Here is a 12,601-nt window from a genome sequence, read left to right on the forward strand (position 1 = left end):
GACCATTTGCTGCCGCTGCCATCGCACTCTCGCGCGCCCGCCTGTCCAGCTCGGCGGCATGGCCTTCGGCCCTCGCTGCGCCGCCGCGGTTGCCGGCCCGAAGCCGCGCCGTCGATCGTTGCTGGACCGCCTCCCGCCAGCGCCCGACCCTCGGCAAGCCGACCTCTTCAAGGAGCAGCAGCCATGAGCGAAGCACTGCGCATCGAACTGCACGACAAGACTCAGGGCCGCCAGGTCGTCACGAGTCGCCTCCTACCGTGGCTCGGCCAACAGCTTGAAGCCGGGCGCGAGATCGAAGTCATCGCTCGCGAGATCGAGGACAACCGCTCGTTTCGGCAGAACGCCTTCTACTGGGGCTACGTGCTGAAGAGCATCAGCCAGCAGGCTGTGATCGACGGCATCGGCTCGGACGAGCAGGGGTGGAACTTCTTCTTCAAGCGGCGCGTGCTCGGCTACCGGGTCACGAAGACCCGCGTTCCCGGCAGCAAGCGACCGCGCATCACGCGCGAACTGCGCTCCACCAAGGACTTGAAGGTCAAAGCCATGTCGGACTACCTCGAGCAGGTGCTTTCCATTGGCGCCACCGAGTTCGGCGTGACGTTCGAGATCAAGGACTGGGAGTCTTACCAGGGGTACTGGAAATGATGGAAACCACGAGCACCACTGCACCATACAACCCGAAGCCTGGGTCGCTTCCCTACAGGGTGCTGACCTGGATGCTCCTGAACCCGGAAGAGGAGCTCACCCGCAAGGACGTCGGACTCAAGTTCGACGTTCCCAGCAGTTCCGTCGACACGCTTCTGAACCTGCCCACCTCGCGCGGCATCCTGACTCGCAAGCGCAACAGCGAGATGGAAGTCGTCTGGTGCTTGGGGAACAGCAAGGACTTCGTTCTCGACCAGTCCGACGCACAGCCCATCAAGTTGCCGGCGCGCTGCTATCCCAGCACCCGGCGTGCCGCCGTCGAACATGAAGCAAGCGACGACGTGGGCGAGGAGCCGACCTACACGCCGCCGCGCTCGTCTATGTTTCCCTCGGTGCCGCCGGTGAAGCTCGACCTCAAGGACATCGCCGTGCGCAAGGGCGTGCGCCTGATGACCAAGGAAGAGCGCCGCCGCGCAGAGTTCGCAGAGTGGTTCGGGCAGTTCGACGTGGGCGACAGCGCCGAATTCGATGAGGTGCACCTGCCGACGATGAAGGCTGAATGCGGCCGGCACATGCGCGCCAACAAGACGAAGTTTCGCTTTGCTGAGACCGGGCCTGGCCGGCACGGCGTGGAGCGTGTGGAATGAACGGCCTCAGGCAGCGCAAACCAATGGCGCGCGGCCAGGGCTTTCGGCGTCGCGAGCAGGCCACTCGGACACCAGCAGAAATCGAGGCTGCATGCGGCTTTGCCGACGATTCGGGCACGTTTGGGCACCAGCAGCAGGCCGCCACAAAGCCGCTGCGCCGCGGTAGCTACGCCGCGCCACCGCCGGCCGCGCCAGTACCAAAGCACCCCCGCGCCGAGAACCCGCACCTCCTGCGCATGGCGAAGGGCAAGCCCTGCCTGATCCGCAGCCCGCTATGCAACTTCGACCCTGAGACGACTGTCGCCTGCCACGGCGGCGGCGTCGCCAACGGCAAGGGCATGGCCTACAAGGTAAGCGACGCGCTGACCTGCTGGGGCTGCAGTGCCTGCAACCACTACACGGACGCCTACGGCGGCGCGACGAAGGCGCAGAAGGCTGCGGCTTTCATGCTCGGCCATCTTGCCCAGGTCTGCGAATGGCGAGCCATTGCTGGCAGCACTCAAGCCGACCCGAAAGACCGGGCTGCCGCGCAGTGGGCACTCGATCAACTCAACGCAACGCCCGTAGGGCAAGGAGAGACGCTGTGAACTGCAAGCCTGGAGACTTGGCGCGGATCGTTTGCCCAAGGAGCATCAACCGCGACAGGCTGGTGCGCTGCATTCGCCTTCTCGTGCGCGGCGAAGAGATGACGATCCAAGGCGTCACCTTTCAGCCGGTTAGCGGCGAAGGGTTTTGGGCGGTGGAGGGCCGGTTGTCGGCGCAGGGCATCGAAGGCGGAATCGAAACCGTCCCTGGTGGTCCGATCCATGACAGGTGGCTTCGCCCCATCCGCGACCCCGGCGAAGACGCGGTAGACGAGACTCTGCAGCGCCTGTCGGCCCCAAGCCGAGATGAGGTGATGGCATGACGAGATTCATTGCCTGCTCGTTCTCTGCAGGGCTCGACGGCCTGACCCGCAAGCAGCAGGCTGACCACATCGCGGTGTTGCGTGTGCTCAAGCGAACGGGCCGATTCAGCGCCTTTGAGGCTTCAGAGAACATGGTTATTGCTCGCACGATGACGCGACTCATCCACAAAGGACTGACCACGATCAAGGACGGAGTTCGCACCAACCACGGCAAGCTGATCGAGACCGACCATTCTTGCGGCTACCCTTGGGTGCATGTCACGTTGACGCCTGCGGCGGAAGCGCTTCTCCGGGAGGTGGCATGACTGCGAAGACCTTCGAACTCACGTTCCAGAGTATGGACATTGAGCCGACGGAGACCTGCGATTGCATCTGCTTCAACCAGTGCGATGGCTACCACCAAGTCGAAGCGCGCGTCCACGACGGCGAATTCGTCGGCTTCTACGACTTCATCGGAACGCGGCCTTATTCGGAGGGCTTCTTCGCTGCCTGGGCCAAGCTCCCGGATTGCGTCAAGGACCTGTATCCGGTGTTCGCTGATCCTCGTCCATTCGGAGAGCGGACGTGAACGTCGACCAGAACCAGGCCCTGAGCGACGTGCTCGAGGTCGGCTTCGGCCGCCGCAGGCCTGACCCTGACCAGCCGGCCACCACACCGCTGACCTTCGTCGATGCCGCCCTCGTTGTGGACGCTGCTGGCCAGCCGCACATTTGCGCGGTTCTGGTGAGGGACTTCTACCGCGAGGAGCCTCAACGATGAGCCGGAAGAAGTGCCGGCGCAAGGTCTGGGCGCTGACCAACCCCATCCCGCTCGCCATCGCTGGCGCTTGCATCACTGACGATGGTCGCCTCGACAAGCTGCAACTGCGCGAGCTGTCGGCGATCCAGTCTTTCGCCACCGGCGCAGCGACGGTGGACGACTGGCGCGCCATCGCTGACATCGTGAATCTCGCCGAGACGATGTGCGAGATGGGCATCGGGCCTGAGGTGTTGCCGGCCGCCTTGGAGGTCGAGAGCGTCCTGCAGGAGTCGCATCAGCGCTACCAAGCCACGGCGCGCATGGGTACGACCGGCGTAGGCCTGCAAGCCATGCGCGAGCTCCAGCAGTGGCACCACCTCCAGCGCACCAGCGTGGCCCGCTCCGAGTACGAGACCGCCATCGAACGAACCCTCAACCGGATCCGCAGCGCTCACCCGAGCGTGAAGGTCTGCGTTGCCTGAAAGACCGTCATGAAAGAACAAGACCGCATCAACTTGGCGCAGGGCGTCAAGACCATCCGCGAGAACCTGCCAGCGATGCTGGAAATGGCGCAACTCAATGCGCAGGTCACGCGCGCGAAGTACTTGGCTTTGGTGAAGGAAGGCTTCACTGAGGCACAAGCGCTGGACTTGTGCTGGCGCAGCTGAATCAACGGGTCCGGCGCCACCCCTGACGGCGCATTTCAAAAGGAAAGCCCATGTTCATTGCCTCTCTGATCTTGATTCTGCTGGCCGTCTTGACGGTCGCTTCAACATTCGTCTTGCGGCCCGGCGGTCGAACGGTGCCTCGCCTCGTGGCCGGCGTCTTCTTCGTGCTTGCGGTGGTGTCCTTTGCGTCCAGCATGTTCACCACCGTCCCGGCGTCGAATGTTGCCGTGGTCACGACCTTTGGGAAGGTGTCCCCGGAACTCCTGGGAGAAGGAGCGCACTTCATCGCCCCTTGGAGCCGGACGCGCGACATCTACCTCGGACAGCAGCGCGTGGATGCCGCCAAGAGCGACGCCGGGTCGAAAGACCTGCAGAGCGTGCATGCCGATCTGGTTGTGAACTTCGTCATCGACCCGACGAAGGCGCGTGACCTGTACGTGATGAACCCAACGCTGAGCTACGCAGAACTCCTACTGCAGCCGGCGACCTATGAGACGTTCAAGGCGGTGGTAGCGCAATACACCGCCGAGGAGTTGGTCACGAAGCGTCAGGAGGTCAGCGCGGCGATTGCGCGCAACCTGCAGCAGCGCATGAAGCAGTACCACCTCGTCGTGCAGAACGTGAACCTCGTGAACTTCGGCTTCAGCAAAGCGTTCGACGCGGCCATCGAGGAGAAGGTCACAGCCAATCAGAAGGCTGCCACTGCCGAGAACAACCTCAAGCGGACGAAGTTCGAGGCCGAGCAGCGCATCGCACAAGCGGAGGGCGAGGCCAAGGCCATCGCTATTCAGTCCGCCGCAATCGAGAAGTCCGGCGGTGCCGGCTATGTGCAGTTGCAGGCGATCGCCAAGTGGGATGGAAAGCTTCCGCAGTACGTGGCCGCCGGCTCGCCGATGCCGTTCGTGAGCGTGAAGTAGCAAGCGAAAAGCCCCCGGTGCCTGCCAGCGCCGAGGGCCTTCCAGAGAGTCGAACCGAGAGCCTTGATTCTATCTGGAGGACCACCTTGAAGATCATCGAACGCTACTCCACCGCCGTGCGCTCTTCGAACCTGAGCACCGACGCGCGGTCCGATTACGCCGACACGGATGTCCTCGGCGCCATGGGTCTGGCCGACCGTGAATTGACCGAGGGCAAGACATGGGACGGCCGGCCTGTGCCCAAGGCAGAAATCGCCGTGCCGCTCGAGCGCCTGTTCATGGGCGACAACAAGGCCGCCATGCAGATCGTGGAGATCCTGGCCTTGAAGGTCTGGGAGAAGGCCAAGGACTCCCGGGTGAAGCTCAAGCGCCCGCAGGCCGCGGACATGGCGAAAGCGTGCCTCGCATGGCATCGGGACAGCGTCTGCAAGGCTTGCGGCGGTCACGGGCAAGGCCTCATCAAGGGCAGCACGACCTTGGGCGGCCCGATCTGCAAGCCCTGCAACGGGACCGGCCGCATCCCTTTCGCCAGCCAGTTCCCGTTCGAACTGCGGCAACTGGCCGTCTGGCTCTCGGCGTACATGGATAGCCAATCGGCCCGCGCAGGCCCGGCCGCCATGCGGAAGATCGCGCCGTCGCTCGACCTCTGACACCTGTATGCATATCCGTGGAAATCCTGGGAAATCTCTGGTACAGTCCGCCCCACCTGTACATAGCCCGGGTGTTCCGGAGCAGAACAAGATCAGGCCCGCCGGTGATGGCGGAGCCGTCTTCGAATCAGGTCCATGACGCATGCGGGTTGCCGGAAGATCCAAAACCTTGGCGCTGTACCAACGGTGCCTCTGGTTCGGAAGACGGTAAGCAGTCCGCAGCCGTGATGGCGAAAGCCCGGTGCCGCCGGGCTACGTGAGCGACAACCCTTAACAAGGTTGAGTCGGAGAGGGCGCCGACCGTCATCAAGTCTGCAGCTTGAGAACCGTTTCTCCGCGGGAGCGAAAGCGACCACAAGGGCAACATACGTCAGGCAGGCTGCAGATTTGATGGTGAAGTAGAACGCAGCACTGCGACTTTGACGGGCATGCGAAAACCGAACCGGCAAGAGTGACTCGCTCCTCGATACCGGTACTCAACCACGGCAGAAAGCTCGGGACGTGGGAACCGCGCGGGTCGCCGCCATCAACCTCTCAGCCGCCCAGGTGCAAGCCTAGGTGGCTTTTTCATTGATAGATCGGGCATCGCCATCAATTGCCCGTCAATGACTTTCCGCGAGTCGCCCGTGGGGGCAGGAGGCCTTCCAAGCCGCCGTTGCGGGGTTCGACTCCCCGGGTTCGCTCCAGGTTCGCGGTCAAGCGCCTCGCGCAGGGTTGGGGATTCCCGGCCGCCGCAATCACTTTGGACCGGTCAGCCGGCGTGAAGCACCTGTAGGGCCTTGCATGGAGCCTCGGCCCGGTTGGACTCACCCGCATTCAGGCACCCCACACCGCCGCCACCGATAGCAGCCCCGTCAGCATATGAAGCGTGGGGTCAGGTGGACAGGTCCGAATGACAGCCGGGAAAGACCGGCAACCCAACTCGCACGCACGGAATCGGAGCTTGGCATCTCGCCCAGACCGGAAGTCCGAGCGCGCCAGTAGAAGGTAGCAACCACCATGACCACCGTTCGAGCCAAGTTCAAGGTCCAAAGCGTCACCGAGTCCGAGGGAGGCCTGAAGACGGCCAATCTCGCGCCCGTCACCAGCGGCAGCCCGGAGAACGAGAAGTTCTTCAAGTGGACGCCCGGCGGGCAGATCCAACTCGGCACCATCAACCCGGAGGCTGCAGCGCAGTTCGTGCCCGGCCGCCAGTTCTACGTGGACTTCACGCCAGCCTGAACCTTCGATCGGCAGGGCCCGACGCAGCGCTCCATGCGTCTGCGTTGGCTAAGTGGGCAACAGCCCAGCCTGGCCGCCCCGATTCCCCGAGCGCACCCCCCGGCACCCAGCGTTCCCTCGCCTGCTGACTTCCGCCGGACTGCTCGCGCCCAGCGCCTACCCGTGGTCTAACGGTGCGCCTCCGACCGCCGCCCGCTACACACCCATCTCCTCCTTCGGGATGCGGGCGGCGTGCCGGCCCCATACTTCCGCCAGAGGAAAGCCATGACCGACCGCTGGATGGAATACGACTGCCCGCAGTGCGGCATCGACTACGACGTGGAGCCGGCTCCGAATTCGACCGACCCAACGCACGTCTGCGCCTGCGGCTTCACCCTGACGCCCGAGGTGCTGCGTGTCGCGACCTTCTACGAAGACAGCGCCGAGCCTCGCTGCGTCGAGAACCCTTTCCGCTGACTGCAGCTGTCTCCCGGCTGAGCAATCAGCCGTTGCCCGCCTCGTGCGGGCTTTCTTCTTTCCGAGGTGCGCCATGGGTAGTCGCGTCCAAATCACAGCGCCCAAAGTCCATAGCCATGGCGCTCGCGTGCTGGTCGATGGTGCTGAAATGCAGCACTGCCTCTCTGGCGTGGATGTCGAGATGCACGTGGGCGAACCCAACCTGGTCCGCCTGCACATGGTGTCTCGTGTCGAGGACATCGACATCCAGGCTGTCGTTCGCATCGGTGGCACGTCGCTGCCCGAGGCCGTGGAACGCGCCCTGCTGTTACACCTGTCCGCCAAGTATCCGCCCGGACCCGGAGAACCCGGCCTGCTGGATGTGACCAGCCTGGCCAGCACCGAACGAGAGTTCGTCAAGGCCTGAGCCGTGGCAAACGTCGAGGTCAAGCTCGAGGCTCACTTCGCTTGGTGGTGGATCTGGTACTTCCGCGCGCTGATATTTGTCGCGGTCGTTTCCCATCGCGAGCCGGACTGGGACAAGTTCGGCGCTGTAACCCAGCGCGCCATCCGCATCCGGGTGAAGCAGGCCTGACCATGGCAAAGCCCCGCCTCACCACGCTGCGCCCGCGACTCCAGTCTGTCGAATCTCGGGTCAAGACGCTGGCAAGCGCCGGGTCCTGGCGTGCTGGCAAGACCACCACCGAGCGCGGCTACGGTTCGAAGTGGCAGCGGGCTCGCGAAGAGTTCCTGAGGGAACACCCTCTGTGCGTGCTTTGTGAAGAGAAGGACGGGTTGCCGGTGCCGGCGACAGTGGTGGACCACATCACCCCGCACCGCGGCGATCAGGGCCTGTTCTGGGATCGCAAAAATTGGCGTCCGCTGTGCAAGCCGCACCATGACTCGGACGCCCAAAGAAAGGACAATCAGATCCCATAAGCAGACGAGCCTCGAAGGTGCGCTAACACCGACGAGGCTCTGACCAATCAACCTGTACGAGAGGTCGATATGGCTACGGAAGAGTATAGGCGGCTGTCGTGCCGCGGTTGTGGCGTCCCTGTCCTGCCAACCTTGAACAAGGACGGGACGCCGAGAAAGAACCAGCTTGAGGCGTGCAGCAAGCGATGCGCCAACCGGAAGTTGGCAGGCGTTTCATCGGTAGGCCGCAGGTGCAAGAACTGCGGCGTATCCATCGATGGCCTGCCGCTGGCTCGGCGGCACTGCTCCGACGAGTGCAGGCAGAAGTACATGCTCCGCCGGCAGGTAGAGCGGTACGTGCCGCTGGATCTACCTGACCGCCAATGCGATGCATGTGGAGCGGTCTTCAGTCCGGTAAACAGCGCTGCGAAGTTCTGCCGCCCCGCGTGCAAGCTGCACGTGTGGAAGCGGCAAAAGGATCCTGAGTTTGGACAGCGTAGGGAGCGAAGGCGCGTCGCTAAGGCTGAGGCAGCCAAGGTGAAGCTCGATGCGGAGATTGCAGCACGCGCCGTACGACAAGCACAAGTGATGCGCGCCCGAGATCGGCAGTGCCCAGGCTGCGGCGCGAAGTTCTGCCGGCTTCCCGGCTCGGGCAACCATCAGTGTTGCTCTGCCGAGTGCAGTGCCGACCTGCTGAGGAAGGCCAAGAGCTCAAGCCGAGCGAAGGACAGAGCCCGTCTGCTGAGCGCGCAGGTGGAAGACGTCAACCCCTACAAGGTGTTCAGCCTCGACGGCTGGACCTGCTACATCTGCGGTGACCCGACCCCAAGAAGGCTGCGAGGCACGTGTGAGTCCGACGCGCCGGAACTGGAACACGTCGTGCCGCTAGCCGGCAATGGCCCTCACTCCTATGCGAACACCAGGTGTGCTTGCCGGCACTGCAACGGGGCGAAGGGCGACATGACCCTCAGCCAATGGCTGCGGAGGCGCCTGGAAGGCGCGTAGGGCTCTTCGGGCAGGGTGGCATTGCCAAAGGTGGGGGGGGGTGGTTCCGAGGTCCTAGGGGGCCTTTGGCCTAGACCTGCTGTTCTCTCACGCGGAGATTTTTTACTCCCCTGGCCGAAATCCAGGCCGGAGCGCATTTTTGCGCAGAAATCGAATATGGCAAGACCTTCTTTCAAACCGACTGCTGCGATGCGCCGGAACGTGTCGATCTGCGCCGGTGGCGGGATGGCACACCAGGACATCGCGGTCGCGCTCGGGATCTCCCGCAACACCCTGGAGAAGCACTTCGAGGCCGAGCTTTCGGTCGGTGCGTCCCAGCGTCGAATGGAGGTCCTCGCCGCCATGCACCGGGCGGCAAAGGGGGGCAACGTCACGGCACAGAAGGCCTACATCGCCATGACCCCGACGCCATCGGTGCCGCCTCCTACCGAGCCCGAAGTGGGTACGAAAGCGCCCAAGCTGGGCAAGAAGGAACAGGCTGACGCAGATGCCAAGACGGCCGCGGTGGGGACTGAGTGGGGCGACCTGCTGCCGAAGGCTGGCACGCCGCTGCAATGAGCTGGAACCTGGCCTGTCCGGATTGGGAGCAGAGGCTGCGTGAAGGCCGCTCCCTGGTCCCGGACCTGCCGCTGATCGACGATCAAGCCGCCCGCGGGGTGGCAGTGTTCAACAAGCTGCGCCTGCCGGACGTGGTTGGAACGCCGACCCTCGAGGACGCGGCCGGCGACTGGTTCCGGGACATCGTTCGCGCGCTGTTCGGATCCTGGGATGCGGCGACCGCTACGCGCTACATCCGCGAGATCTTCTGCCTGGTGCCGAAGAAGAACTCGAAGACCTCCTACGGCGCCGAGCTCATGCTCACGGCATTGCTGCTGAACCAGCGGCCCCGCGCACCGTTCATCCTGACGGCGCCGGTGCAGGACACTGCCGAGCTCGCCTTCAGCCAGATCGCTGGCGCCATCGCTTTGGACCCGGTCCTGGAGAAGAAGCTGCATGTTCGGGAGCACCTGAAGACGGTCGTGCACCGTGAAACGAAGGCCGAACTCGAGGTGATGAGCTTCGATCCGGCCGTGGTGACGGGCAAAAAGCCCGTCGGGATTCTGATCGACGAGCTCCACGTCATCGCGAAGATGGCCAAGGCTGCGAGCGCACTACGCCAGCTGCGCGGCGGCATGCTCCCATTCCCGGAAGCCTTCCTGCTGACGATCACGACGCAGAGCGAGGAGGCGCCTGTCGGGGTGTTCAAGAGCGAACTGCAGAAGGCACGCGACGTGCGGGACGGCAAGTTCGATGCGCCCATCTTGCCCATCCTCTACGAGATGCCGCGGGCCATGCAGAAGGACAAGGATCGGGCATGGCGCGATCCGAAGAACTGGCACATGGTCACGCCGAACGCCGGCCGCTCGATCACGGTCGAGCGGCTGATCGCCGAGTGCGAGGTCGCCGAGCGCACCAGCGAAGACGAGTTGCGGGCCTGGGCCTCGCAGCATCTGAACGTCGAGATCGGTCTTGCGATGCACGCGGACCGCTGGGCCGGCGCGGACTTCTGGCTCAACGCGGCGGCGCCCAAGGGGTCGAAGCCCGGAACGCTGGGCCCGACCAACGTAGACGAGCGGCTCCTGGGCCCAGAGGGCTTCAAGGAACTGCTGCGCCGCTGCGAGGTTGTGGTGATCGGCGTCGACGGCGGTGGCCTGGACGATTTGCTGGGCTTCACCGCCCTGGGCCGGGAGAAGGAAACGCGCCGCTGGCTCAAGTGGTCGAAGGCCTGGGCGCATCGAATCGTGCTTGAGCGCCGGAAGGAGATTGCTCCCGTCCTGCTGGACTTCGCGGAGGCCGAGGAGCTCACCATAGTTGATCAGCCGGGCGACGACGTCGCAGAGGTGGCCGACCTGGCGAAGCAGATCAAGGATGCCGGCCTGCTGCCCGAGAAGAACGCCGTCGGCGCCGACTCGGCGGGCATCGGCGACATCGTGGATGCCATGACGTCGCCTGAGTGCGGCATCAAGCTCGAGCAGATCGTCGCCATCTCGCAAGGCTGGAAGCTCAACGGCGCCATCAAGACCGCCGAGCGGAAGCTGGCCGGCAACGAACTGATTCACGGCGGATCGCCGCTCATGAACTGGGTTGTCGGAAACGCCAAGACCGAAGGCGCCGGCAACGCGATCTACATCACCAAGAAGGCATCCGGGACGGCCAAGATCGACCCGCTGATGTCCACCTTCAACGCTGTCACCCTCATGGCGATGAACCCCGTCGCTGTGGGCGCCAAGAAGTACCAACTCATCTTCGCCTGAGAGGAATAAAATGACGAAGCCCGCAAGTGCGTCAACACAAGCGGGCCTCTAACCACCATCGATCGGATCAGGATCAACAATGGCTGAGTACAGTTTAGCGGAGCGTGAGCGTTCCGGGATTTACGAGATCGTCAACACGGTCAACGGCAAGAGGTACATCGGCAGCGCTGTAAATTTCCATCTTCGATGGAAGTTGCACCGTTTGCATTTGCAACGCGGCACGCACCACAGCAAGCATCTGCAAAACTCCTGGGCAAAGCAGGGAGAGGATGAGTTTGAATTTCGAATTCTTCTGCTGTGTAGCCGCGATAACTTGCTTCTCTACGAGCAGATCCTTCTGGATGCGTTGATCCCCGAATACAACACGGCACGCGTTGCTGGCAGTTGCCTCGGATTGAGACACTCGCCGGAAACTAAGGCAAAACAGGCGCTTTCCAAAATGGGCAACCAGCACACGCTGGGGTATCGGCATACACCAGAGGCGCTCGAGAAGTTGCGCTTGAAACAAACTGGGGTTGAATCGCCAACCAAAGGAAAGCCACGCGACCGTGCGGCGGTCGAGGCAACCGCCTCCGCCCATAGGGGGATGAAACGCAGCACCGAAACCAGAGCGAAGATTGCAGCGAAGGCTGCAGGTCGCATTAGAGCGCCGGAGACCGTCGCGAAAGCCGCAGAAAAGCTGCGAGGACGGAAGCTGGCACCCGAACACGCGGCAAAGTTGCTAGGCAATAAGCACGCCGCTGGCAGAGTGCAGACGGAAGAAGAGCGAGCGCGCCGAGGCGCCAGCGTTCGAGCGGCGTGGGCCGCAAAGAAAGCAGCCGGGATACCTTGGAGACTCTTGGCCGCCGAATAGTAAGCAGACCCGCCAGTGGCGGGTTTTTCATTTCAGGGCTAAGCCCCGCAAAGCCACCTTGAGTGATCGAGGCGGCTTTTCTTTTTGGAGCATCAAGATGTCCACACGCGCGTATTCCAAGATGGAGCTGAAGGCCGTTGATGAATCCTCCGGCAAGCGTCTCTTCACAGGCATCGCCAGCACGGTGAGCACCGACCGCATGTCGGACATCGTAGAGCCGAAGGGCATGGTCGCGACTCTGCCGACGCCGCTGCTTTGGCAACACGACAGCAAGCAACCGATTGGTTGGGTGACCGCAGCGCGCGTCTCCGCCAAGCAGATCGAAGTCGACTGCGAGATCGCGAACATCGACGAGCCAGGTCCGCTGAAGGATCGCCTCGACATGGCATGGCAGTCGATCAAGTCAAAGCTTGTGCGCGGGCTTTCGATCGGGTTCAACGCGCTCGAGAGCGCGCGCATCGAAGGCACCTATGGTCTTCGATACCTCTCATGGGAACTTCTGGAGTTGAGCGCGGTAACAGTGCCTGCCAACTCCGATTGCTCCATCACCTCGATCAAGGCGATCGACACACAAACGCGGGCCGCGCTTGGCCTCACGCGCAAGGGTGTCGTTTACCTCGATGCCGGCGCAGCCGGCAACAACCTTCCCGGCGCTTCGGGAAAGAAGGATCGCCGTCCCGGCGCTGTGTATCTCTCCAACTGA

General features: G+C 63.3%; 21 protein-coding genes and 1 tRNA gene. All 22 read left to right on the plus strand.

Annotated features, from left to right (window positions below; genetic code table 11):
• Positions 1 to 183: 183 nt before the first annotated feature.
• The 22 genes from ACEN9J_RS02975 (at position 184) to ACEN9J_RS03080 (ending at position 12,601) form a co-directional block, all read left to right on the plus strand.
• Positions 184 to 645, plus strand: a complete 462-nt coding sequence (locus ACEN9J_RS02975; protein WP_413763271.1) for a hypothetical protein — start codon at positions 184 to 186, stop codon at positions 643 to 645.
• Positions 645 to 1,292 (plus strand): hypothetical protein, encoded by a 648-nt coding sequence (locus ACEN9J_RS02980; RefSeq protein WP_413763272.1) that lies wholly within the window; start codon positions 645 to 647, stop codon positions 1,290 to 1,292. Before ACEN9J_RS02975 ends, ACEN9J_RS02980 begins: the two co-directional genes overlap by 1 nt.
• Positions 1,289 to 1,879 carry a nuclease domain-containing protein gene (locus ACEN9J_RS02985; protein ID WP_413763273.1) on the plus strand — a complete coding sequence of 197 codons (591 nt, stop codon included), beginning with the start codon at positions 1,289 to 1,291 and terminating at the stop codon, positions 1,877 to 1,879. The genes ACEN9J_RS02980 and ACEN9J_RS02985 overlap by 4 nt, the downstream gene beginning before the upstream one ends.
• Positions 1,876 to 2,199, plus strand: coding sequence for a hypothetical protein (locus tag ACEN9J_RS02990; RefSeq protein ID WP_413763274.1), 324 nt, complete (start codon positions 1,876 to 1,878; stop codon positions 2,197 to 2,199). The genes ACEN9J_RS02985 and ACEN9J_RS02990 overlap by 4 nt, the downstream gene beginning before the upstream one ends.
• A complete protein-coding gene (locus ACEN9J_RS02995) occupies positions 2,196 to 2,504 on the plus strand; it encodes a hypothetical protein (RefSeq protein WP_413763275.1) in 309 nt (102 codons plus the stop codon). The genes ACEN9J_RS02990 and ACEN9J_RS02995 overlap by 4 nt, the downstream gene beginning before the upstream one ends.
• Entirely contained in the window at positions 2,501 to 2,767 is a 267-nt protein-coding gene (locus ACEN9J_RS03000) for a hypothetical protein (RefSeq protein WP_413763276.1), read from the plus strand. Before ACEN9J_RS02995 ends, ACEN9J_RS03000 begins: the two co-directional genes overlap by 4 nt.
• Positions 2,764 to 2,958: a hypothetical protein gene (locus ACEN9J_RS03005; protein WP_413763277.1), complete on the plus strand. Its 195-nt coding sequence runs from the start codon at positions 2,764 to 2,766 to the stop codon at positions 2,956 to 2,958. Before ACEN9J_RS03000 ends, ACEN9J_RS03005 begins: the two co-directional genes overlap by 4 nt.
• Positions 2,955 to 3,419 (plus strand): hypothetical protein, encoded by a 465-nt coding sequence (locus tag ACEN9J_RS03010; protein ID WP_413763278.1) that lies wholly within the window; start codon positions 2,955 to 2,957, stop codon positions 3,417 to 3,419. Before ACEN9J_RS03005 ends, ACEN9J_RS03010 begins: the two co-directional genes overlap by 4 nt.
• Positions 3,420 to 3,428: 9 nt before the next feature.
• A complete protein-coding gene (locus ACEN9J_RS03015) occupies positions 3,429 to 3,605 on the plus strand; it encodes a hypothetical protein (RefSeq protein ID WP_413763279.1) in 177 nt (58 codons plus the stop codon).
• Positions 3,606 to 3,655: 50 nt separating this feature from the next.
• The gene (locus ACEN9J_RS03020; protein ID WP_413763280.1) at positions 3,656 to 4,522 is read left to right on the plus strand and encodes a prohibitin family protein; all 867 of its coding nucleotides are present in this window, start codon (positions 3,656 to 3,658) and stop codon (positions 4,520 to 4,522) included.
• Positions 4,523 to 4,608: 86 nt separating this feature from the next.
• A complete protein-coding gene (locus tag ACEN9J_RS03025) occupies positions 4,609 to 5,172 on the plus strand; it encodes a hypothetical protein (RefSeq protein ID WP_413763281.1) in 564 nt (187 codons plus the stop codon).
• A gap of 615 nt (positions 5,173 to 5,787) precedes the next feature.
• Positions 5,788 to 5,858 (plus strand) — tRNA-Gly (locus tag ACEN9J_RS03030).
• Between the two features lie 313 nt (positions 5,859 to 6,171).
• The gene (locus tag ACEN9J_RS03035; RefSeq protein ID WP_413763282.1) at positions 6,172 to 6,393 is read left to right on the plus strand and encodes a hypothetical protein; all 222 of its coding nucleotides are present in this window, start codon (positions 6,172 to 6,174) and stop codon (positions 6,391 to 6,393) included.
• 264 nt (positions 6,394 to 6,657) lie between these two features.
• Positions 6,658 to 6,849: a hypothetical protein gene (locus tag ACEN9J_RS03040; RefSeq protein WP_413763283.1), complete on the plus strand. Its 192-nt coding sequence runs from the start codon at positions 6,658 to 6,660 to the stop codon at positions 6,847 to 6,849.
• Positions 6,850 to 6,976: 127 nt separating this feature from the next.
• Complete coding sequence (locus tag ACEN9J_RS03045) at positions 6,977 to 7,255, plus strand: hypothetical protein (RefSeq protein WP_413763284.1); 279 nt, start codon at positions 6,977 to 6,979, stop codon at positions 7,253 to 7,255.
• A 3-nt stretch (positions 7,256 to 7,258) separates the two neighbouring features.
• A complete protein-coding gene (locus ACEN9J_RS03050; protein WP_413763285.1) occupies positions 7,259 to 7,423 on the plus strand; it encodes a hypothetical protein in 165 nt (54 codons plus the stop codon).
• A gap of 2 nt (positions 7,424 to 7,425) precedes the next feature.
• A complete protein-coding gene (locus ACEN9J_RS03055; RefSeq protein ID WP_413763286.1) occupies positions 7,426 to 7,767 on the plus strand; it encodes an HNH endonuclease signature motif containing protein in 342 nt (113 codons plus the stop codon).
• 567 nt (positions 7,768 to 8,334) lie between these two features.
• Positions 8,335 to 8,751 (plus strand): HNH endonuclease, encoded by a 417-nt coding sequence (locus tag ACEN9J_RS03060; protein ID WP_413764537.1) that lies wholly within the window; start codon positions 8,335 to 8,337, stop codon positions 8,749 to 8,751.
• A 156-nt stretch (positions 8,752 to 8,907) separates the two neighbouring features.
• The gene (locus tag ACEN9J_RS03065) at positions 8,908 to 9,309 is read left to right on the plus strand and encodes a hypothetical protein (protein ID WP_413763287.1); all 402 of its coding nucleotides are present in this window, start codon (positions 8,908 to 8,910) and stop codon (positions 9,307 to 9,309) included.
• A complete protein-coding gene (locus ACEN9J_RS03070) occupies positions 9,306 to 11,045 on the plus strand; it encodes a terminase large subunit (RefSeq protein WP_413763288.1) in 1,740 nt (579 codons plus the stop codon). Before ACEN9J_RS03065 ends, ACEN9J_RS03070 begins: the two co-directional genes overlap by 4 nt.
• 79 nt (positions 11,046 to 11,124) lie before the next feature.
• The gene (locus ACEN9J_RS03075) at positions 11,125 to 11,898 is read left to right on the plus strand and encodes a GIY-YIG nuclease family protein (RefSeq protein WP_413763289.1); all 774 of its coding nucleotides are present in this window, start codon (positions 11,125 to 11,127) and stop codon (positions 11,896 to 11,898) included.
• 97 nt (positions 11,899 to 11,995) lie between these two features.
• The gene (locus ACEN9J_RS03080; RefSeq protein WP_413763290.1) at positions 11,996 to 12,601 is read left to right on the plus strand and encodes an HK97 family phage prohead protease; all 606 of its coding nucleotides are present in this window, start codon (positions 11,996 to 11,998) and stop codon (positions 12,599 to 12,601) included.

Origin of the sequence: Variovorax sp. Varisp41, assembly GCF_047325085.1 — a bacterium.
Classification (GTDB): domain Bacteria; phylum Pseudomonadota; class Gammaproteobacteria; order Burkholderiales; family Burkholderiaceae_C; genus Variovorax.

What these genes read in the sequence shown, in the direction of transcription:
- ACEN9J_RS02975 (WP_413763271.1), top strand. Translation starts at nt 184, where the DNA reads ATGAGCGAAGCACTGCGCATCGAACTGCACGACAAGACTCAGGGCCGC.
- ACEN9J_RS02980 (WP_413763272.1), top strand. Translation starts at nt 645, where the DNA reads ATGGAAACCACGAGCACCACTGCACCATACAACCCGAAGCCTGGGTCG.
- ACEN9J_RS02985 (WP_413763273.1), top strand. Translation starts at nt 1,289, where the DNA reads ATGAACGGCCTCAGGCAGCGCAAACCAATGGCGCGCGGCCAGGGCTTT.
- ACEN9J_RS02995 (WP_413763275.1), top strand. Translation starts at nt 2,196, where the DNA reads ATGACGAGATTCATTGCCTGCTCGTTCTCTGCAGGGCTCGACGGCCTG.
- ACEN9J_RS03000 (WP_413763276.1), top strand. Translation starts at nt 2,501, where the DNA reads ATGACTGCGAAGACCTTCGAACTCACGTTCCAGAGTATGGACATTGAG.
- ACEN9J_RS03010 (WP_413763278.1), top strand. Translation starts at nt 2,955, where the DNA reads ATGAGCCGGAAGAAGTGCCGGCGCAAGGTCTGGGCGCTGACCAACCCC.
- ACEN9J_RS03015 (WP_413763279.1), top strand. Translation starts at nt 3,429, where the DNA reads ATGAAAGAACAAGACCGCATCAACTTGGCGCAGGGCGTCAAGACCATC.
- ACEN9J_RS03020 (WP_413763280.1), top strand. Translation starts at nt 3,656, where the DNA reads ATGTTCATTGCCTCTCTGATCTTGATTCTGCTGGCCGTCTTGACGGTC.
- ACEN9J_RS03035 (WP_413763282.1), top strand. Translation starts at nt 6,172, where the DNA reads ATGACCACCGTTCGAGCCAAGTTCAAGGTCCAAAGCGTCACCGAGTCC.
- ACEN9J_RS03040 (WP_413763283.1), top strand. Translation starts at nt 6,658, where the DNA reads ATGACCGACCGCTGGATGGAATACGACTGCCCGCAGTGCGGCATCGAC.
- ACEN9J_RS03055 (WP_413763286.1), top strand. Translation starts at nt 7,426, where the DNA reads ATGGCAAAGCCCCGCCTCACCACGCTGCGCCCGCGACTCCAGTCTGTC.
- ACEN9J_RS03060 (WP_413764537.1), top strand. Translation starts at nt 8,335, where the DNA reads ATGCGCGCCCGAGATCGGCAGTGCCCAGGCTGCGGCGCGAAGTTCTGC.
- ACEN9J_RS03065 (WP_413763287.1), top strand. Translation starts at nt 8,908, where the DNA reads ATGGCAAGACCTTCTTTCAAACCGACTGCTGCGATGCGCCGGAACGTG.
- ACEN9J_RS03070 (WP_413763288.1), top strand. Translation starts at nt 9,306, where the DNA reads ATGAGCTGGAACCTGGCCTGTCCGGATTGGGAGCAGAGGCTGCGTGAA.
- ACEN9J_RS03075 (WP_413763289.1), top strand. Translation starts at nt 11,125, where the DNA reads ATGGCTGAGTACAGTTTAGCGGAGCGTGAGCGTTCCGGGATTTACGAG.
- ACEN9J_RS03080 (WP_413763290.1), top strand. Translation starts at nt 11,996, where the DNA reads ATGTCCACACGCGCGTATTCCAAGATGGAGCTGAAGGCCGTTGATGAA.